The following is a 19,590-nucleotide window of genomic DNA, read 5'->3' as shown; positions in this document are numbered from 1 at the left end:
CAAAATTCGCCAATCAGGCCTTTTGCAAACGTTTGCGATGTGTGAATGAGTTCTAAAACCAAAAACCGGCCAACCCAAAAAAGCCGGCATAAAAAGAAAGTAAAGGAGCTTCACCCATGAAACTGAGCAGCACCGCGATACTGGCTCTGGCCATCAGCAGCATCACCGCCACGGCTTATGCCGAGGAACAGAGCCAGGCGTACACCCCGGTTACCGTCAACGAGCAGAGCGCCCAGGCTGAAGCCACCGGTTTCCTCGAAGGCTCCAAGATCAGCGGCACGACCCGTAACTGGTACGCCAACGAGCAACTGAAACGTGGCGGCAAGTTCACCTACCGCAAAGACGGTGTCGCGACCCCGACCGATCGTCGTATCAACTGGGTGCAGGGCACCATCGTCAACTACACCTCCGGCTTCACTCAGGGCACCGTCGGTGTCAGCACTGAAGTGGCCGCGTACAACGCCGTTGCCCTGGAGCGCGATCGTAAGGATCTGGCCTCCAACAATGGTGGCGCACCGGGTTCGCGTCCAGGCGCAGGCAACAACCGTACGCTGACCAAAGAAGGCGGCGACGCTGAAGGTCAGTGGAGCAAACTGGGCCTGGCCAACGTCAAGTTCCGCGTTTCCAACACCACGCTGACCGCCGGTCGCCAGAACTTCAGCACGCCAATCGTCGACACCATCGGCAACCGTGCGCTGCCTTCGAGCTTTGAAGGTGTCAGCCTGCACAGCGAAGAGCTGAACAACCTGTCGTTCGATGCCGGCAGCTTCGACCGCGTATCGCCGCGTACCGAAGAGAGCCTGTCGAAATTCCGTTCCGAGTACACCAACAACAGCGCCGAGACCGATCGCGTGAGCATCGTCGGCCTGAACTACCAGCCGCTGAAAAGCCTGAAGACCAGCCTGTACGCTTCCAAGGTTGAAGACTTCTGGAACCAGTACTACTTCGGCGCCACCCACGAACTGGGTGACAGCAACGTCGTAAGCCTGACCACCGGCCTGAACTACTACAAAACTGTCGATACCGGCAAAAAAGAGATGGGCAACATCGACAACGACACCTACTCCCTGTCGTTCGGTCTGACCCACCAGGCCCACAGCCTGACCTTCTCGTACCAGGAAATTAACGGTAACGAGTACTTCGACTACCTGCACGAAACCAACGGCATCTACCTGGCCAACTCCCTGCTGTCCGACTTCAACGGCCCGAACGAGAAATCCTTCCAGGTCGCCTACGGTCTGAACATGGCCGAATACGGCGTGCCAGGCCTGAAGTTCAACATCTACCAGGCTCGCGGCTGGGGCATCGACGGTACTCACTACACCGGCACTGCGTATGACGTGAAAAACATGGACGGCGAGCACCACTACGAATACGGCATCGGTGCAACCTACGCCGTACAGAGCGGCCCACTCAAGGCCACCACCATCCGTGGCACCTACACCGCTCACCGCGCCAGCGAAAACCAGGCTGACGGCAGCATCAACGAGTTCCGTCTCGTGACCACCGTACCATTCAACATCCTGTAAAAACGCACGCCGACGGCTGACTCAGTGACGAGTCGGCCGTTCGGCTTTTTGTCTTCAACCGATTGCAGAGGGTTCTTGATGAAAATGCTTCCCCTACGTGCGGCCATCGCTGCCGCGTTGCTGAGTGTCGCTGTCGGCGTCTCGGCCAAACCCTTGGTGGTCTGCACCGAAGCCAGCCCGGAAGGCTTCGATATGGTCCAGTACACGACTGCAGTCACTGCCGACGCGGTGGCCGAAACCATCTTCAATCGTCTGGCCGACTTCAAGCCAGGCACCACTGAAGTGATCCCGGCGCTTGCCGAGTCCTGGGACATCAGCGACGACGGCCTGACCTACACGTTCCACCTGCGCAAAGGCGTCAAGTTCCACACCACCGAATACTTCAAGCCGACTCGCGACATGAACGCCGACGACGTGGTCTGGAGCTTCCAGCGTCAGCTGGACCCGAATCACCCGTGGCACAAGCTGTCGAGCGTGGGCTTCCCGTACTTTGAAAGCATGGGCTTCAAGGAACTGCTGAAGAGCGTCGAGAAAGTCGACGACAACACGGTCAAGTTCACCCTGACCCGCCGCGAAGCGCCGTTCCTGGCCGACATCGCCATGGCGTTCTCCTCGATCTACCCGGCCGAATACGCCGACCAGTTGCTCAAGGCCAACAAGACCGGCGACCTGAACAACAAGCCGGTCGGCACTGGCCCGTTCGTCTTCCAGCGCTACAACAAGGACGCCCAGGTTCGCTTCAAGGCCAACCCGGACTATTTCCGTGGCAAGCCGCCGGCTGATGCCCTGATTCTGGCCATCGCCACCGACAACAACGTTCGCCTGCAGAAACTCAAGGCCAACGAGTGCCAGGTCGCGCTGTATCCGAAGCCGGACGACATCCCGAGCATCAAGAAAGACGACAAGCTGAAAGTCGATGAAATGGACGCGATGACCGTCTCCTACATCGCCATGAACACCCAGCACAAATACATCAGCGACGTGCGGGTGCGTAAAGCGATCGACATCGCCTTCGACAAGGAAGCCTATGTCAACGCGCTGTTCGGCAAGGGCAATGCGTCGGTCGCGGTCAACCCGTACCCGCCGACCCTGCTGGGCTACAACCACGACCTGAAGAACCCGCCACGTGACCTCGATGCAGCGCGCAAACTGCTCAAGGAAGCCGGCGTGCCGGAAGGCACCGTGTTCACCCTGTTCACCCGCAACGGCGGCGGCCCGACCAACCCGAACCCGATGCTGGGCGCGCAAATGATGCAGGCTGACCTGGCGAAAGTCGGGATCAAGATCGACATCCGCGTGATGGAATGGGGCGAAATGCTCAAACGCGCCAAAGCCGGCGAACACGATATGGTTTCGGCCGGATGGGCGGGCGACAACGGCGACCCGGATAACTTCCTGACGCCTATGCTCAGTTGCGAAGCCGCCAAGAACGGCGAAAACTACGCTCGCTGGTGCAACGAGAAATTCCAGACCCTGCTCGACGAAGCACGGGCTAAAGTAGATCCGGCCGAACGCGCCAAACTGTACGAAGAAGCCCAGGCCATCTTCAATCAGGACCAGCCGTGGATCAGCATGGCCCACACCCGGATGTTCACTGCAATGCGCAACAACGTTGAGGGTTATCACATCAGCCCTCTGACAACCAATAACTTCGCCACCACCCAGGTGAAGTAGATAAGAAACTCCCGGCCTCCCTGACCCCAGGGTCGCCGGGCACGCCTAACCGGCCGATGAGGTACCACACAAGATGTTAAGTTTTATTGCCCGCCGACTGGGGTTGTTGATCCCCACGTTTTTCGGCATCACCTTGCTGACTTTCGCGTTGATTCGCATGATCCCCGGCGATCCCGTGGAAGTGATGATGGGCGAACGTCGGGTCGATCCCGAAATGCACGCTCAGGCAATGGAACGCCTCGGTCTGAACAAGCCGCTGTATGCCCAATACCTGGATTACATCGGCAAGCTTGCCCACGGCGACCTCGGCGAATCCCTGCGTACCCGTGAAAGCGTCTGGACCGAGTTCACGCAACTGTTCCCGGCCACCTTTGAACTGTCGATGGCTGCCCTGCTGTTCGCCGGTGTCTTCGGGCTGCTGGCCGGCGTCATTGCCGCCCTCAAGCGAGGGTCCCTGTTCGATCATGGAGTAATGGGCATATCCCTCACGGGATACTCGATGCCCATCTTCTGGTGGGGCCTGATTCTCATCATGTTTTTCTCGGTCAGCCTGGGCTGGACGCCGGTTTCCGGGCAGAACGACCTGTTGATCGACGTTGAGCGCAAAACGCACTTCATGCTGATCGATACCTGGCTCAGCGATGAACCGGGCGCCCTGCTCGACTACCTGCATCACCTGATCCTGCCCGCCATTGTGCTGGGCACCATTCCGCTGGCGGTGATCGCCCGGATGACCCGTTCCTCGATGCTCGAAGTGCTGCGCGAAGACTACATCCGTACCGCCCGTGCCAAAGGCCTGTCGCCAGCACGCGTGGTGTTCGTCCACGGCCTGCGCAACGCGTTGATCCCGGTGCTGACCGTGGTCGGCCTGCAAGTCGGCACCCTGCTGGCCGGCGCCGTCCTGACCGAAACCATCTTCTCCTGGCCCGGCATCGGCAAATGGCTGATCGAAGCCATTGGCGCCCGGGACTATCCGGTCGTGCAAAACGGCATCTTGCTGATTGCCTGCATTGTGATTCTGGTCAACTTCGTGGTGGACATCCTCTACGGCTTTGCCAACCCACGCATTCGTCACCAGCGCTGAGGTCAATACCCATGAGCACTCCAACATCCTCAGTAGCCACCGCCACCTCGAACGTGGATCAAAGCCTGCTGTATCCGTCGCCGTACAAGGAGTTCTGGCAAGCATTCGCCAAGAACAAGGGCGCCGTCGCCGGTCTGGCGTTCTTCACCCTGATCGTGTTCTGCGCGATCTTTGCCCCCTGGGTCGCGCCGCACAATCCGAGCGAGCAATACCGTGACTTCCTGCTCACCCCACCGGTGTGGCTGGAAGGCGGGCAATGGCAGTTCATCCTCGGCACCGACGAACTGGGACGCGACTTGCTGTCCCGCCTGATCCAGGGTTCGCGCCTGTCGCTGCTGATCGGTCTGTCCTCGGTGGTGATGTCGCTGATCCCGGGTATATTCATGGGCCTGCTGGCCGGTTTCTTCCCGAAGATCCTCGGTCCGACCATCATGCGTCTGATGGACATCATGCTGGCCCTGCCGTCGCTGCTGCTGGCCGTGGCGATCGTCGCCATCCTCGGCCCTGGCCTGATCAACACCGTGATCGCCATCGCCGTGGTTTCGCTGCCGTCCTACGTGCGCCTGACCCGTGCTGCGGTGATGGGCGAACTGAACCGCGACTACGTGACCGCCGCACGCCTGGCCGGTGCCAGCCTGCCACGCCTGATGTTCATCACCGTGCTGCCGAACTGCATGGCACCGCTGATCGTTCAGGCAACCCTGAGCTTCTCCTCGGCGATCCTCGACGCCGCCGCCCTGGGCTTCCTCGGCCTCGGCGTACAGCCGCCAACCCCTGAGTGGGGCACCATGCTGGCTTCGGCCCGCGACTACATCGAACGCGCCTGGTGGGTCGTGAGTCTGCCTGGTTTGACCATTTTGCTCAGCGTGCTGGCAATCAACTTGATGGGCGACGGCCTGCGCGATGCGCTGGACCCGAAACTCAAGAACGCCGCCTGAGGAGATTCCCATGTCACTGTTAGAAATCAAGAATCTCAACGTACGCTTCGGCGACAAGAACGCCACACCGGTGGTCGACGGCCTCGACCTCAAAGTGGACAAGGGCGAAGTCCTGGCCATCGTGGGCGAATCGGGTTCCGGCAAGTCCGTGACCATGATGGCGCTGATGGGCCTGATCGAGCACCCGGGGATCGTGACTGCCGACTCCCTGAGTTTCGACGGCAAAGACATGCTCAAGCTGAGCAATCGCCAGCGTCGGCAGATCGTCGGCAAAGACCTGTCCATGGTGTTCCAGGACCCGATGACCGCGCTCAACCCGAGCTACACCGTCGGTTTCCAGATCGAAGAAGTGCTGCGCCTGCACCTGAAAATGTCCGGTAAGGCCGCCCGCAAGCGCGCCATCGAACTGCTGGAAAAGGTTGAAATCCCGGGTGCCTCCAGCCGCATGGACGCCTATCCGCACCAACTGTCCGGCGGTATGAGCCAACGTGTGGCAATTGCCATGGCGATTGCCGGCGAGCCGAAACTGCTGATCGCGGACGAGCCGACCACCGCACTCGACGTAACGATCCAGGCGCAGATCATGGACCTGCTGCTGGCGTTGCAGAAAGAGCAGAACATGGGCCTGGTGCTGATCACCCACGACCTCGCCGTGGTGGCCGAAACCGCCCAGCGCGTGTGCGTGATGTACGCCGGTCAAGCCGTTGAAGTCGGTCAGGTGCCGCAACTGTTCGACATCCCGGCCCACCCGTACAGCGAAGCGCTGCTCAAGGCGATTCCGGAACACAGCCAGGGTGCCGAGCGTCTGGCGACCCTGCCGGGCATCGTTCCCGGCCGCTACGACCGTCCGCAAGGCTGCCTGTTGTCGCCACGCTGCCCGTACGTGCAAGACAGCTGCCGCGCGCAGCGTCCGACCCTTGACCCGAAAAGCCACAGCCTCGCCCGCTGCTTCTACCCGTTGAACCAGGAGGTGGCGTAATGGCCGTCGTACTTACCGCCCGCGACCTGACCCGTCACTACGAAGTCTCCCGTGGCCTGTTCAAGGGCCACGCGACCGTACGCGCCCTCAACGGTGTGTCGTTCGAACTGGAAGCCGGCAAGACCCTCGCCGTTGTGGGCGAATCGGGCTGCGGCAAATCCACCCTGGCCCGTGCCCTGACCCTGATCGAGGAGCCGTCGTCCGGTTCCCTGAAAATCGCCGGCCAGGAAGTGGCCGGGGCCGACAAGGCCCAGCGCAAGCAACTGCGCAAAGACGTGCAGATGGTGTTCCAGAGCCCGTACGCCTCGTTGAACCCACGGCAGAAGATCGGTGATCAACTGGCCGAGCCGCTGCTGATCAACACCAACCTGTCGGCCGCCGAACGTCGCGAGAAAGTCCAGGCGATGATGAAGCAGGTCGGCTTGCGTCCCGAGCACTATCAGCGCTATCCGCACATGTTCTCCGGCGGTCAGCGTCAGCGTATCGCGCTGGCCCGAGCGATGATGCTGCAACCGAAAGTGCTGGTGGCGGACGAACCGACTTCGGCGCTGGACGTATCGATCCAGGCGCAGGTGCTGAACCTGTTCATGGACATGCAGCAGGAGTTCAACACCGGTTACGTGTTCATCTCGCACAACCTGGCGGTGGTGCAGCACGTGGCCGATGACGTGATGGTGATGTACCTCGGCCGCCCGGTGGAAATCGGTCCGAAGGATGACATCTACGCCCGGCCTCTGCATCCGTACACCCAGGCTCTGCTATCGGCGACTCCGACCATCCATCCGGATCCGGACAAGCCGAAAATCAAAATCGTCGGCGAGTTGCCAAACCCGCTGAACCCGCCACCGGGTTGCGCGTTCCACAAGCGCTGCCCGTACGCGACCGAACGTTGCAGCGCAGAAGAGCCGGCCCTGCGCCAGCTCGACACCCGTCAGGTAGCGTGCCACTACGCCGAGCAGTTCCTCGACGGCGCGGCATAAAAAACCCGCCCTGTTGCCGGGGCGGGTCGTTCAAGCGTTGACCAAACCTCTTCTTCTTCGATTGCGCATCAGTCGGGGAAGAAGGGGTTTTCTTTTGTCTGCAATCTACGTCTGGCTGTCGCCATCATCCGGATCATCGGTATCCGGCTCGTCGGTGGTCGAGTCGTCATCGTCCTTGCTGCCGCCCTGATCCTGATCACCCGGTTCGGACTCGGACTTGGCGAGCATGATCACCGCTGCGTGGCCATGGGTAGCGTTAAAACCTTGCGGTGGGCCGCCAGTACTCGCCCATGCCGCCGTGGTGCCGAGCGTCAGCATCACCAAAACCTTAAGCAACAACACTATGCGTTGAAAAATGCTCATGAGCGTTTCCATCCTTTCGTGATTGAAGCCAGAGTGCCGATCCGGCGCTGAATAAAATCTAGTTCCGATCAGCCGGGTTCACCAGATAGGACGCTAACCAATGCCCATAATTGCTGCGGGTGGACAGACCGCTTTCGAATAACCTCCATAACCGGATCAGCTAAGCGAGGCGGCCTTGCGGGTTTGCAAGGGCTGCTTGCCCGTCACCCGCAAACGGGTCGCCAGATACACCAACGGGACGGACATCAGCGCCAGCGCCGCACTGGCCAGCCAGACGCTGTGACCACCGAACTGCCCGTAAAGCTGACCGCTCAGCACCGGTGACAGCAGCGCGCTCGCACTCCAGGCCATGAAAAACAGACCAAAGTACTGACCGCTTTTTCCGCGTTGCGCATGCTGCATGACCAGCACATTCAGCGGCGGCATGAACAGCGCTTCACCGAGGGTCCAAACCACCGTCGACAGGCAGGCATAAAACAAACCGGAACCCAGCGGCAACATGCCGAGCCCGACCGCCAGCAGTATGCAGCCGGCAATCAATGGCCGACACGAGCCCCAGCGTTCGCCCCAATGCGAGATTGGAATCTGCAACGCCACGACAAGGACTGCGTTGATCGCGAACTGCCAGCCAATGGCTTCGGTGCTCAAGCGATAGTAATCGCGCAGGTAGTTGCCGAGCGTGCTGTAGACCGTGTCGAACGCCATGCCGAGCAGGACGGTCGCCGCCAGCAGCCAGAGGAATGGCTTGTCGCGGTATGGCAGGCCGGAGCCGGTCTGCGCCTCAGGTGTTTCTTGCGGGACAAGGATCGGTCGCCGCCAGGTCGTGCGGACAAACCAGAGCAACGCCACCAGCGTCAGCGCCGCACTGATGAAGAACACCCAGCGAAAATCCGTCTGCGCCAGCACACCGCCCGCGATACCGGCGGCGGCCATCCCGAGGTTTCGCGCGATACGGCTCAAGGCCTGCGCCCGTGGGCGCTGCGCAACCTCGCAATACTCCATGATCAAGCGTTGATGCAGCGTACGGATCGCGCCGTCGATCGTACCGCTGAGCAACAGCAGCCCGGCCAGCAACGGCACCTGCGTGACCAGCCCGAGCCCGAGCAGCACCCACGCTGAAACGAAGAACAGTGCCGCCGTCAGCCGAGCGGTGCGGACATGGTCACTGAGCAAGCCGCCCAGCATCGAACCGATCAACAGCCCGCCGCCATACGCCGCCAATAGCCAACCAACGGTCTCGATGGCGAAGCCCAGTTCCTGACGCAGATACAGCGCCATGAACAGCTTGACCATGCTGCTCAGGCGATTGATGAACAACAGCGCTGCCAGCACCCAGGCCATGGTGCTGAAGTAACCGTCGAGTCGCAGCAGATGAATCAACCGACCGGTCATTACCTTGATCCCTCCTTGATCATTCTTCGCCGCAGGTTCGCACCCGGATCAAATGGACCCGCCCATACTCAATCAACAGGCAAAAAAAAGCCCACTGTTTTATCAGTGGGCTTTCGGGTGTCGCCAATCAGCGCTTAGTGATGCTCACGGGTCGCACGGAATTTCACGTCCGGCCAGCGCTCTTCCATCAGGGCCAGGTTGACGCGGGTCGGAGCGAGGTAGGTCAGGTGACCGCCGCCGTCCAGCGCCAGGTTTTCCACAGCCTTGTTGGAGAATTCCTCCAGCTTCTTCTTGTCGCCGCATTCGATCCAGCGCGCGGAGTACACGGTGATCGGCTCGTAGGAGCACTCGACCTTGTATTCCTCTTTCAGGCGGCTGGCGACCACATCGAACTGCAGCACACCGACGGCGCCGAGGATGATGTCGTTGCTGCGTTCCGGGAAGAACACCTGGGTCGCGCCTTCTTCGGCCAGCTGTTGCAGGCCCTGGCGCAGTTGCTTGGATTTCAGCGGATCGCGCAGGCGTACGCGGCGGAACAGTTCCGGGGCGAAGTGCGGGATACCGGTGAAGCCCAGGCTTTCACCTTCGCTGAAGGTGTCGCCGATCTGGATCGTGCCGTGGTTGTGCAGACCGATGATGTCGCCGGCGTACGCCTCTTCCAGTTGCTCACGCTCGGAGGAGAAGAACGTCAGGGCGTCGCCGATGCGCACGTCCTTGCCGGTGCGCACGTGGCGCATCTTCATGCCTTTCTCGTACTTGCCGGAGCAGATACGCATGAAGGCGATACGGTCGCGGTGTTTCGGGTCCATGTTCGCCTGGATCTTGAAGATGAAGCCCGAGAACTTCTCTTCCACCGGCTCCACGGTGCGCTCGTTGGCCACACGGGCCAGCGGACGCGGTGCCCAGTCAACCACGGCGTCGAGAACGTGGTCGACACCGAAGTTACCCAGCGCCGTACCGAAGAACACCGGGGTCAGCTGACCGTCGAGGAACTCCTGCTGATTGAATTCGTGGCAGGCGCCCTGCACCAGTTCCAGCTGTTCGAGGAAACGATCGTACTCGTCGCCCAGGTGTGCGCGGGCTTCGTCGGAGTCGAGCTTCTCGATGATCTTGGTTTCGGTGCGTTCGTGACCGTGACCGGCGGTGTAGACGATGATGTAGTCGTCGGCCAGGTGGTACACGCCCTTGAAGTCGCGGTAGCAACCGATCGGCCAGGTGATCGGCGCAGCCTTGATCTTCAGGACGGCTTCGATCTCGTCGAGCAGTTCGATCGGGTCGCGGATGTCACGGTCGAGTTTGTTGATGAAGCTGACGATCGGCGTGTCACGCAGACGGCAGACGTCCATCAGCGCGATGGTACGTGGCTCTACACCTTTACCGCCGTCGAGGACCATCAAGGCCGAGTCCACCGCCGTCAGGGTGCGGTAAGTATCTTCGGAGAAGTCTTCGTGGCCCGGGGTGTCGAGCAGGTTGATCATGTGTTCGCGATACGGGAACTGCATGACCGACGTGGTAATCGAGATACCCCGCTGCTTTTCCATCTCCATCCAGTCGGATGTCGCGTGGCGGTCGGATTTACGGGATTTCACCGTACCGGCCACGGCAATCGCCTTGCCCATCAGCAAGAGCTTTTCGGTGATGGTGGTTTTACCGGCATCGGGGTGGGAAATAATGGCGAAAGTGCGGCGTTTCGCGACTTCGGCGGCCTGGTTGGTCATGGGAAATCGCCTGGCGGTGATTCAAAAAAGGGCCGCGATTATAGCCCAAGTCAACGCAATAACCGAACCGTTGAGCACATTAAGGGTGGCCAAATGCTGCCGTGGATGGGAACCTTTTAAAGCACGGAGACGTCCATCCCCTGTTACGACTTTTCGTCAGGGGCTGAAAAATCAGCAAGTTAGCCTGACGAGGCTGCGCTCATGGCTCGCTTTCAGACCGCTGTTGCCGGTGCTGGGGGAGCTGCTTCTCGCGAACGTTATTTTCCCGGCAGCCAGGCATGGCATGCCACTCGGGACGGCGTTCGCCGACTATAAAAAAGGAGTCCGCCTGTGGCTATCCGCTATGGCAAAGGGCTGATGGGAGGTGCGGTGGTGATCGCGCTCCTGGCCCTGCTGGTCCACTGGATCGGCATCAACACGATCGAACACTACCGCGACGATTTGTTGTTTTACCTGCAAGCTCATCTGATTCTCGTCCTCGCTTCAATGCTGGCCGCCCTTGTCGTGGGCATCCCCGCCGGTATCTTCCTGAGCCGCCCGACCATGGTCGGCCGCGCCGAACGCTTCATGCAGATATTCAACATCGGTAACACCGTGCCACCACTGGCCGTGCTCGCGATTGCCCTGGGGATTCTCGGCATCGGCAGCGGCCCGGCGATCTTCGCCCTGTTCCTCGCCTCTCTTTTGCCGATTGTGCGCAACACCTACGAAGGCCTGAAAAACGTCCAGGGCTCGCTGAAAGAAGCCGCAACCGGCATCGGCATGACCCCGCGTCAGGTGCTGTGGCAGGTCGAATTGCCCAACGCCGTGCCGATCATCATCGGCGGTGTGCGCGTGGCGCTGGCGATCAACGTCGGTACTGCGCCGCTGGCCTTCCTGATCGGCGCCAACAGCCTCGGCAGCCTGATTTTCCCCGGCATCGCCCTGAACAATCAGCCGCAACTGCTGCTCGGCGCCGCGTGCACCGCGCTGCTGGCCCTGCTGCTCGATGGCGTGGTCACCCTCGCCAGCCGTCTCTGGCTGGAACGCGGTTTGCGCCCGTCTTAAGGCTTCGGCAAAGGAATATTCATGAAACGACTTAGCTTGATTCTAGGCTGCGCCCTGCTGTTCGCAGGATTTGCCCAGGCGGCGGAAAAGCCGCTCATTCGCCTCGGTGCCCGAGTGTTTACCGAACAAACCCTGCTCGCGGAAATCACCGCCCAATACCTGCGCAGCAAAGGCTACGACGCGCAGATCACCGGTGGTCTGGGCAGCAACCTGGCCCGCAGCGCCCACGAAAGCGGGCAACTGGACATGCTCTGGGAATACACCGGCGTGTCGCTGGTGGCCTACAACCATGTCACCGAAAAACTCGACAGCGAACAGTCCTACGCCCGGGTCAAAGAACTCGACGCGAAAAAGGGTCTGGTCTGGCTCACGCCGTCGAAATTCAGCAACACCTACGCCCTCGCCCTGCCAAAAAAGGTCGCTGAGCAATATCCGCAGATCAGCAACATCAGCCAGTTGAACGACGTGCTGCGCAGCGAAGCCAAGCGCAATCACCTGGTGGCGCTGGACACCGAGTTCGCCAACCGCTCGGACGGTCTGGACGGCATGGTCAAGCTGTACGACATGAACCTGACCCGCCAGAACATCCGGCAGATGGACGCGGGGCTGGTCTACACCGCACTGCGCAACGGGCAAGTGTTTGCCGGTCTGGTCTACACCACTGACGGTCGCCTCAACGCGTTCGGGCTGAAGCTGCTGGAAGACGACAAGCATTATTTCCCGGACTACACCGCCGCCCCGGTGGTGCGTCAGGCCTACCTCGACGCCCACCCGCAACTGGCGGAGCAACTCAAGCCGCTGGCCGAATTGTTCGACGACGAAACCATGCGTCAGCTCAATGCGCGGGTCGATGTCGATCACGAGAGCCCGTCGAAAGTCGCCGCCGATTTCCTGCGCCAGCACCCATTGAACTAAAGGAGGAAAAGTCATGGAATTCCTGAACGCCTTTTCCCACCTCGACTGGCAGCAGGTGATGCACCTGACCTGGCAACACATCACGCTGGTCGGCATCGCCGTCAGCCTGGCGATTCTCATCGGCGTGCCGCTGGGCATCCTGATGACGCGTTTCCCGAGCCTCGCCGGCCCGTTACAGGCCAGCGCCACGGTATTGCTGACCGTGCCGTCGATTGCGTTGTTCGGCCTGCTGCTGCCGTTCTACTCCAAATTCGGCCAGGGCCTCGGACCGATGCCGGCGATCACCGCCGTGTTCCTTTATTCACTGCTGCCGATCATGCGCAACACCTACCTCGCCCTGACCGGTGTCGAGCCGGGCATCCGCGAAGCTGCACGCGGCATCGGCATGACCTTCGGTCAGCGCCTGCGCATGGTCGAGTTGCCGATTGCAGTGCCGGTGATCCTCGCCGGCGTGCGCACCGCCGTGGTGATGAACATCGGCGTGATGACCATCGCCGCGACCATCGGCGCCGGCGGCCTCGGCGTGCTGATCCTCGCCTCCATCAGCCGCAGCGACATGTCGATGCTGATCGTCGGCGCACTGCTGGTCAGTCTTCTGGCGATCTTCGCCGACCTGTTTTTGCAGTGGCTGCAACGCTCTTTGACTCCAAAAGGATTACTCAAATGATCGAACTTCAAAACCTCAGCAAGACCTTCCAAAGCAACGGCAAAGATGTGAAAGCCGTGGACTCGGTGAGCCTGACCGTCAATGAAGGCGAAATCTGCGTATTCCTCGGGCCATCGGGTTGCGGCAAAAGCACCACGCTGAAAATGATCAACCGCCTGATCAAGCCGACCTCCGGCAAGATCCTGATCAACGGCGAAGACACCACCGACCTCGACGAAGTGACCCTGCGCCGCAACATCGGTTACGTGATCCAGCAGATCGGTCTGTTCCCGAACATGACCATCGAAGAGAACATCGTGGTGGTGCCGAAACTGCTCGGCTGGGACAAACAGAAATGCCACGACCGCGCCCGCGAACTGATGAGCATGATCAAGCTTGAGCCCAAGCAATATCTGCATCGTTATCCACGCGAATTGTCCGGCGGTCAGCAGCAACGGATCGGCGTGATCCGCGCACTGGCGGCGGATGCGCCGCTGTTGTTGATGGACGAGCCGTTCGGTGCGGTGGACCCGATCAACCGCGAGATGATCCAGAACGAGTTCTTCGAAATGCAGCGCGCGCTGAACAAGACCGTGATCATGGTCAGCCACGACATCGATGAGGCAATCAAGCTCGGCGACAAGATCGCGATCTTCCGCGCCGGCAAGTTGTTGCAGATCGACCATCCTGACACCCTGCTCGCCCATCCGGCAGACGACTTCGTCAGCAACTTCGTCGGCCAGGACAGCACGCTCAAACGCTTGCTGCTGGTGAAGGCCGAAGACGCGGCAGACAATGCGCCATCCGTGAGCCCGGAAACTCTGGTGGCCGATGCGCTGGAATTGATGGACGAACATGACCGTCGCTATGTGGTGGTCACCTGTGCCGAGAACAAGGCACTGGGGTATGTACGACGTCGAGACCTGCACCGTCAGACCGGCACCTGCGCGCAGTTCCTGCGGGAGTTCAACGCCACCGCGGCGTACGACGAGCATTTGCGCATCCTTCTGTCGCGGATGTACGAGTTCAATCGGGCATGGTTGCCGGTGATGGATGCCGAGCGAGTGTTCCTCGGCGAGGTGACCCAGGAGTCGATTGCGGCTTACCTGAGTTCGGGCCGATCACGCGGGATGAAGACCAATATCGTCTCGCCAGCCGAGGCGGTGGCCTGATCAAAAACAAAAGGGCTGTTCAACAGCCCTTTTTTTCGACCACCGGATCCTCAAAGCCAGGATTTTTTTGCCGGCGATGAGCCGGCAAGAAATATCAACACATCAGAGGGCCAAACCCGGCCGATTTTATCAGTCTCAACCAGCAACTTCCCCCTCACCCGCCCTTCTCGCCGCCAACGTCGCCGATGTTGAAGTGATCGTACTTATCCGTGACTTGGCGCGCATCGGCATCGAACGTGCAGGTATTTTTAACACCTGAAAATTATTGCGGAACATCTGACCGTCATCTCGGTCGGCTACAAAGAGTGATATCCGCGACGCACGTCAGAAGCGTGCAAAAACGCGACATTTTTAGTTGATCTCAGGCCCCTCACGCCCTAAAGTTCGCGCCGAACGTCCATGCTGGAAACGATCCATCCGGCTCAAGTACTGACGACGAGACAGCAAGGCCAAGGGCAGCGACCCATGGCCTTTTTGCTTTCGGCGACATGCCTTGGGAAGTAGGCGAACCAAAGTGGGGATACGGAGGGCGTTCATTTGCACCCATTGTTTTTACGAGTTTGCCCATAGGAGCTCCCAAGTATGTCGATCCAGGTCGAAGACTATTTCGCGCGCGCCACTTTTGACAAAATGAAGGCGTTCGCCGACAAACAGGAAACCCCGTTCGTGGTGATCGACACCGCGATGATCGCCCAGGCCTACGATGACCTGCGCGCCGGTTTCGAATTCGCCAAGGTCTACTACGCGGTCAAGGCCAACCCGGCCGTCGAGATCATCGACCTGCTCAAAGAGAAGGGCTCGAGCTTCGACATCGCCTCGATCTATGAGCTGGACAAAGTGCTGGGCCGTGGCGTCAGCCCGGACCGCATCAGCTACGGCAACACCATCAAGAAATCCAAGGACATCCGCTACTTCTACGAGAAGGGCGTGCGTCTGTTCTCCACCGACTCCGAAGCCGACCTGCGCAACATCGCCAAGGCTGCGCCGGGCTCGAAAATCTACGTGCGCATCCTGACCGAAGGCTCGACCACGGCCGACTGGCCACTGTCGCGCAAATTCGGCTGCCAGACCGACATGGCCATGGACCTGCTGATCCTCGCCCGTGACCTGGGTCTGGTGCCTTACGGCATCTCGTTCCACGTCGGTTCGCAACAGCGTGACATCAGTGTCTGGGACGCGGCGATCGCCAAGGTCAAAGTGATCTTCGAGCGCCTGAAGGAAGAAGACGGCATCCACCTGAAGCTGATCAACATGGGTGGCGGCTTCCCGGCCAACTACATCACCCGCACCAACAGCCTGGAAACCTACGCCGAAGAGATCATCCGCTTCCTGAAGGAAGACTTCGGTGATGACCTGCCGGAAATCATTCTGGAGCCGGGCCGTTCGCTGATTGCCAACGCCGGCATCCTGGTCAGCGAAGTGGTACTGGTTGCACGTAAATCCCGCACCGCCGTCGAGCGCTGGGTTTATACCGATGTGGGCAAATTCTCCGGCCTGATCGAAACCATGGACGAAGCAATCAAGTTCCCGATCTGGACCGAGAAGAAAGGCGAGATGGAAGAAGTCGTGATCGCCGGCCCGACCTGCGACAGCGCCGACATCATGTACGAAAACTACAAGTACGGCCTGCCGCTGAACCTGGCGATCGGTGATCGCCTGTACTGGCTGTCGACCGGTGCGTACACCACCAGTTACAGCGCCGTAGAGTTCAATGGCTTCCCGCCGCTGAAATCGTTCTACGTGTAAGCGACGCTTCAACTGAAAAGGCCCATGCATGCATGGGCCTTTTTTATTTGCGCAGCCAAGTCTCAAGGTGATTGATCATCGCCATGAACTCTTCAGCGCCCTCCTTCAAGGCGGCGAGCTGGAAATTCAACTCCCCGAGTTTCGATACACGTTCAGCTCTCAACAACTCATAGAACACAGTATCGATGCGCAAGCCGGTCTCTTCGAGAAACATGCTGAGTTGCAAACTCACGGAAGCCAGTCCGTTAAACAACGCGGCGATATCGGTTTTGTACTCTGCGGCTTTTACGAGCGGATCAGCTGACGACCAAGCGAAGTCCCAGACTGGTGCTGTACGCGCTTCGCGAAACAACTCCTCGACCACTGTTGGTTGGGTATGACACTGGCACGAGCGATGATCCATCGCCCTGATGAACACCGACTTAAGCCCGAACGACTCGTCATGCACCTCAGCGATGGTGTATTTCAGTTGGCGTATCGCCGCCCTCAGCGAGGAAAACCGAAGTGCCAGTTCGTGAACAAGGTCCGGCACATCGGTGGGGGGAAACAACTTCCAGGTTGGCGACCTGGATAAACTGTACAACTTGAAATCCACCTGACTGAGGGGCTCGTTCCTTGAGGTGTTTTTGATGATTTCCTGAGTTTCAACGGTGAACAGGGCGAGATCCGCAACATAAGTGCTGCACAGGCGTCGAGCGTCTTCAGTACGCTCCCAGAACTCCTGCAAGTAGCGCGCATTGAACCTGGCGTTGTTCAAACGCGAATCGTTGGCCAGTACCGCCATTTGATGACCGATGGCTCTGCGGCGCTCGAACACCAAAGGAATGTTATTGAAGGTTGGGTTCAGAGAGCCCAGGAAATTCGTGTATCGATCCAGTACGCGTCGTTGTGCTGCGGAAAACTCATAGGCAAGTGTATTCATGACTGATCGGGAAGCGGTGGGCTGAACGCCCACCGCCTCGACTCCTTACTGCTGAACCGTTTTCAGATACTGCCGGACGTCGGCAATACGGGCGATGGCAGAAGCCGTTCGCTGCTCGACAGGCTGCGACTTGTCCTGTTTGAAGTCTCGGGCGAAGGACTCGAATACGGCCACCAGATTCGAGAATTCATTCACGTAACTCCAGCGCTCCTCGTCCAGTTGGTCGAGGACTTGCACCAGGTGAATCTTTCCATCGATCTGCGCAATATCGTTGATGTGTTTCTTCAACTGCGCCTTCAGATCAGCCGCTTTTTCCTTGAGTTGGTTGTAAGCCGCCAGCATGTTCAGATAAGAGATCGCCTCACCAATACCCGAGATCATTTTTTTCAAGGTATCAATGGCGAACAACGCGACTTGAACCTGCGGTGGCGCCAGCCCCAGTGCTTTCAGGTTATCCAGCGTCAGCTGGGCTTCCTTACCGATTTTCTCCACCCCGGCGTTCGCAATCAGCTCGAGCGCTTCAGACACCGATTTCATCTGCTTTTCGAAATCGGCGACTTTTTCTTCCGACTTGACCTTCAGGGCTTCCGTGAAGGCCCGGTCCTGCTGCAGCGTCACGATCCATTGCGCCGAAGCCGATCGGTCATAGGCGGTACTCAAGCTGCTGTGCGTCATCTTCAAGTCACCTGTGTGCTCGGAGATTTTCATCGATACATTCTTGAGTTCGCTTTCCATTTCCTCGCGGATTTCATCCGCGTCTTCCGGATATTCGAGAAGTTCGGCCTGAGATATTTCCAGCTTGTTCTGCGCACGCTCCAGATTGATCCCCGTAGTCTGGGCCTGATTACGAAGTTCGAATGTGGCTTTCTGGATAGCCACCGTCAGCCCATTCATTGTGCGGACGGTACCCGGCAGATAATTGAATTGCTCACCCAGCATTTGTGCAGTGACATTGCTTGTTTGAACAGCTGCAGCGCAGGAACGCAAAGCAACGATGTCAAAATCCGAAACGGCTGGATGATTATTTGGCGACAACATAGTTGTTTTACTCCCGAATACTGTAAAGCTGTTTCCATATTCTTTATCTGCCGCAGCGAAGACGTCCAACAGCTGATCGGAACTCACCTTGATCTGCTCCCACGGATCAATAATGCCGAGAATCTGATTTTTGAATTTCCTCAGGGAAGTGGCTTCCTCAAGCAGATCAACTTCTTTGACAGATGCAGTGATATAAGTACTCAGTGCATTCCAGACCAGCATCAGGTTTTGCGTGGCGACTTCAGCTTCAATCGCTACATAACTCAGGTTCTGTAAATCATCGCGCACTTTGTTCAGGGAACTCAGCGTCTGGTTTTTGCTGGCCATTACCTGGTTGGAAGCCTGTTGCTCTGCCTTCAACCTGTTTCGCTCCTTGCGGATTTTTTCAGCCTTGACGCCCTGATAGATGCCGAGAATCAAACCACCGATATTCAGTGTCGCTGCTGACCTGATCGCTTCCTGAACCAACTGATCATATTGTTTGTTCAGCTCATCGATTTCTTTCGAGCGCTGGTCGATTTCGTCCTGCAGGGCCTGGATGTCTGCCTGATAGGTATTGCGCGACACGAACTCCAGTCGCAGCCTGATCTCCGGCAGCACGATCTCGCGCATGTCAGCGCCAAAACTGTCGAGCTCTGATCTGACATACTCGGCCTTCGCGTGGCATTGCATGACTTTGGCCAGCATGTCATTGAGGTAGACCTTGATTTCTGGCACATCACCGGACGGCAAACCCAGGTCTGGAAGACCCGGAATCGTGCGTTTCAACTCCAGATACTCTTCCGGCGTATTGATATCGTATTCCTCCAGATACCTGGAGGCTTTCAGGTCTTCGTAGATCTCTACGATTCCTTCACCCGTACGAATAATGCTGCCGGCAAAAATCTTGAGATCGGTCCCTGTCAGCATGATTTTTTCACGCAACGGTGACCAGCGCTTGGCATGGTCGTAGGTGTAGGTGAATGTCCGCAAAAAATCCGTGGCCTTGAGACCAACGCCCCCTGCATCCCCGGCGCCATAGTTTAGATAGGCAACGACATCCGCCAGCCGAACGGGAAGCGACAACCCCAGCACTTCATACTTGCGCAGGCTGACAATCTGTTCTTTGGTTAATTGAATACCGGTTTCCCGATTGTATTCTTCACTCTCGCCGAGCGAAGCACTTACAAACACCCGAGGCGCCTTTGCGGCGACCTCGGCAATCTTGCTGTCCATCTTGAATTCCATAAGAGACTCCTTGTCTTCTTCGGATACTTAATAAAAGTCGTTTTAGATATACGACATCACCGAGCGACTCATTCCAACTTGAGCGTCGACATCGCAAAACAACCTTAGGACAGCAAGACAATAATCAACAAGCACTTAAATATTAGCAATCAAGACAAACAAACCACTCACCCGCGCAAGCACCGAACAACAATCCGATCAACTTGATTAAATCAATCAA

General features: G+C 58.7%; 17 protein-coding genes. 12 read left to right on the top strand and 5 right to left on the bottom strand.

Features of this window, described 5'->3' with window-relative positions:
* The first annotated feature begins 116 nt into the window (after positions 1-116).
* The 6 genes from AC1RMX_RS18060 (at position 117) to AC1RMX_RS18035 (ending at position 7,184) form a co-directional block, all read left to right on the top strand.
* Entirely contained in the window at positions 117-1,529 is a 1,413-nt protein-coding gene (locus tag AC1RMX_RS18060; protein WP_096818899.1) for an OprD family porin, read from the top strand.
* A gap of 78 nt (positions 1,530-1,607) precedes the next feature.
* Positions 1,608-3,203, top strand: coding sequence for an ABC transporter substrate-binding protein (locus AC1RMX_RS18055; RefSeq protein ID WP_102619421.1), 1,596 nt, complete (start codon positions 1,608-1,610; stop codon positions 3,201-3,203).
* 73 nt (positions 3,204-3,276) lie between these two features.
* Positions 3,277-4,287 (top strand): ABC transporter permease subunit, encoded by a 1,011-nt coding sequence (locus AC1RMX_RS18050; RefSeq protein ID WP_096818896.1) that lies wholly within the window; start codon positions 3,277-3,279, stop codon positions 4,285-4,287.
* 11 nt (positions 4,288-4,298) lie between these two features.
* Entirely contained in the window at positions 4,299-5,225 is a 927-nt protein-coding gene (locus AC1RMX_RS18045) for an ABC transporter permease subunit (RefSeq protein ID WP_096818895.1), read from the top strand.
* Between the two features lie 10 nt (positions 5,226-5,235).
* Positions 5,236-6,204: an ABC transporter ATP-binding protein gene (locus AC1RMX_RS18040; protein WP_085711820.1), complete on the top strand. Its 969-nt coding sequence runs from the start codon at positions 5,236-5,238 to the stop codon at positions 6,202-6,204.
* Complete coding sequence (locus AC1RMX_RS18035; protein WP_096818892.1) at positions 6,204-7,184, top strand: peptide ABC transporter ATP-binding protein; 981 nt, start codon at positions 6,204-6,206, stop codon at positions 7,182-7,184. The genes AC1RMX_RS18040 and AC1RMX_RS18035 overlap by 1 nt, the downstream gene beginning before the upstream one ends.
* Before the next feature lie 105 nt (positions 7,185-7,289).
* Here AC1RMX_RS18035 and AC1RMX_RS18030 read toward each other — a convergent pair whose 3' ends face one another.
* The 3 genes from AC1RMX_RS18030 to AC1RMX_RS18020 form a co-directional block, all read right to left on the bottom strand.
* On the bottom strand, positions 7,290-7,547 hold the full coding sequence (locus AC1RMX_RS18030; RefSeq protein ID WP_096818890.1) for a hypothetical protein: 258 nt from the start codon (positions 7,545-7,547) through the stop codon (positions 7,290-7,292).
* Positions 7,548-7,703: 156 nt separating this feature from the next.
* Entirely contained in the window at positions 7,704-8,939 is a 1,236-nt protein-coding gene (locus tag AC1RMX_RS18025) for an MFS transporter (RefSeq protein ID WP_493072665.1), read from the bottom strand.
* Positions 8,940-9,073: 134 nt separating this feature from the next.
* Complete coding sequence (locus AC1RMX_RS18020; RefSeq protein WP_096818886.1) at positions 9,074-10,657, bottom strand: peptide chain release factor 3; 1,584 nt, start codon at positions 10,655-10,657, stop codon at positions 9,074-9,076.
* A gap of 357 nt (positions 10,658-11,014) precedes the next feature.
* On the opposite strand from AC1RMX_RS18020, the gene AC1RMX_RS18015 reads away from it, so the two are divergent.
* The 6 genes from AC1RMX_RS18015 (at position 11,015) to AC1RMX_RS17990 (ending at position 16,183) form a co-directional block, all read left to right on the top strand.
* Positions 11,015-11,704, top strand: coding sequence for an ABC transporter permease (locus AC1RMX_RS18015; RefSeq protein ID WP_457379587.1), 690 nt, complete (start codon positions 11,015-11,017; stop codon positions 11,702-11,704).
* 21 nt (positions 11,705-11,725) lie between these two features.
* Positions 11,726-12,619: a glycine betaine ABC transporter substrate-binding protein gene (locus AC1RMX_RS18010; RefSeq protein ID WP_493072664.1), complete on the top strand. Its 894-nt coding sequence runs from the start codon at positions 11,726-11,728 to the stop codon at positions 12,617-12,619.
* Between the two features lie 13 nt (positions 12,620-12,632).
* A complete protein-coding gene (locus AC1RMX_RS18005) occupies positions 12,633-13,286 on the top strand; it encodes an ABC transporter permease (protein WP_085729571.1) in 654 nt (217 codons plus the stop codon).
* A complete protein-coding gene (locus tag AC1RMX_RS18000; RefSeq protein WP_493072663.1) occupies positions 13,283-14,437 on the top strand; it encodes an osmoprotectant ABC transporter ATP-binding protein OsmV in 1,155 nt (384 codons plus the stop codon). The genes AC1RMX_RS18005 and AC1RMX_RS18000 overlap by 4 nt, the downstream gene beginning before the upstream one ends.
* A gap of 76 nt (positions 14,438-14,513) precedes the next feature.
* On the top strand, positions 14,514-14,696 hold the full coding sequence (locus tag AC1RMX_RS17995; RefSeq protein ID WP_176504815.1) for a hypothetical protein: 183 nt from the start codon (positions 14,514-14,516) through the stop codon (positions 14,694-14,696).
* Between the two features lie 323 nt (positions 14,697-15,019).
* Entirely contained in the window at positions 15,020-16,183 is a 1,164-nt protein-coding gene (locus tag AC1RMX_RS17990; RefSeq protein ID WP_102619415.1) for a type III PLP-dependent enzyme, read from the top strand.
* 43 nt (positions 16,184-16,226) lie between these two features.
* Here AC1RMX_RS17990 and AC1RMX_RS17985 read toward each other — a convergent pair whose 3' ends face one another.
* Entirely contained in the window at positions 16,227-17,105 is an 879-nt protein-coding gene (locus AC1RMX_RS17985) for a hypothetical protein (RefSeq protein WP_255261900.1), read from the bottom strand.
* Between the two features lie 45 nt (positions 17,106-17,150).
* The gene (locus tag AC1RMX_RS17980) at positions 17,151-19,370 is read right to left on the bottom strand and encodes an alpha-xenorhabdolysin family binary toxin subunit A (protein WP_096818878.1); all 2,220 of its coding nucleotides are present in this window, start codon (positions 19,368-19,370) and stop codon (positions 17,151-17,153) included.
* Between the last annotated feature and the right edge of the window lie 220 nt (positions 19,371-19,590).

It is taken from the genome of Pseudomonas sp. GW822-FHT03F04 (assembly GCF_058801405.1).
This window is presented reverse-complemented; position numbering and strand designations above follow the sequence as displayed.

Bases quoted from the DNA above. Each gene is read 5' to 3' on its own strand.
- AC1RMX_RS18060 (WP_096818899.1), top strand. From the start codon at position 117: ATGAAACTGAGCAGCACCGCGATACTGGCTCTGGCCATCAGCAGCATC.
- AC1RMX_RS18055 (WP_102619421.1), top strand. From the start codon at position 1,608: ATGAAAATGCTTCCCCTACGTGCGGCCATCGCTGCCGCGTTGCTGAGT.
- AC1RMX_RS18050 (WP_096818896.1), top strand. From the start codon at position 3,277: ATGTTAAGTTTTATTGCCCGCCGACTGGGGTTGTTGATCCCCACGTTT.
- AC1RMX_RS18045 (WP_096818895.1), top strand. From the start codon at position 4,299: ATGAGCACTCCAACATCCTCAGTAGCCACCGCCACCTCGAACGTGGAT.
- AC1RMX_RS18040 (WP_085711820.1), top strand. From the start codon at position 5,236: ATGTCACTGTTAGAAATCAAGAATCTCAACGTACGCTTCGGCGACAAG.
- AC1RMX_RS18035 (WP_096818892.1), top strand. From the start codon at position 6,204: ATGGCCGTCGTACTTACCGCCCGCGACCTGACCCGTCACTACGAAGTC.
- AC1RMX_RS18030 (WP_096818890.1), bottom strand. From the start codon at position 7,547: ATGAGCATTTTTCAACGCATAGTGTTGTTGCTTAAGGTTTTGGTGATG.
- AC1RMX_RS18025 (WP_493072665.1), bottom strand. From the start codon at position 8,939: ATGACCGGTCGGTTGATTCATCTGCTGCGACTCGACGGTTACTTCAGC.
- AC1RMX_RS18020 (WP_096818886.1), bottom strand. From the start codon at position 10,657: ATGACCAACCAGGCCGCCGAAGTCGCGAAACGCCGCACTTTCGCCATT.
- AC1RMX_RS18015 (WP_457379587.1), top strand. From the start codon at position 11,015: ATGGGAGGTGCGGTGGTGATCGCGCTCCTGGCCCTGCTGGTCCACTGG.
- AC1RMX_RS18010 (WP_493072664.1), top strand. From the start codon at position 11,726: ATGAAACGACTTAGCTTGATTCTAGGCTGCGCCCTGCTGTTCGCAGGA.
- AC1RMX_RS18005 (WP_085729571.1), top strand. From the start codon at position 12,633: ATGGAATTCCTGAACGCCTTTTCCCACCTCGACTGGCAGCAGGTGATG.
- AC1RMX_RS18000 (WP_493072663.1), top strand. From the start codon at position 13,283: ATGATCGAACTTCAAAACCTCAGCAAGACCTTCCAAAGCAACGGCAAA.
- AC1RMX_RS17995 (WP_176504815.1), top strand. From the start codon at position 14,514: ATGAGCCGGCAAGAAATATCAACACATCAGAGGGCCAAACCCGGCCGA.
- AC1RMX_RS17990 (WP_102619415.1), top strand. From the start codon at position 15,020: ATGTCGATCCAGGTCGAAGACTATTTCGCGCGCGCCACTTTTGACAAA.
- AC1RMX_RS17985 (WP_255261900.1), bottom strand. From the start codon at position 17,105: ATGAATACACTTGCCTATGAGTTTTCCGCAGCACAACGACGCGTACTG.
- AC1RMX_RS17980 (WP_096818878.1), bottom strand. From the start codon at position 19,370: ATGGAATTCAAGATGGACAGCAAGATTGCCGAGGTCGCCGCAAAGGCG.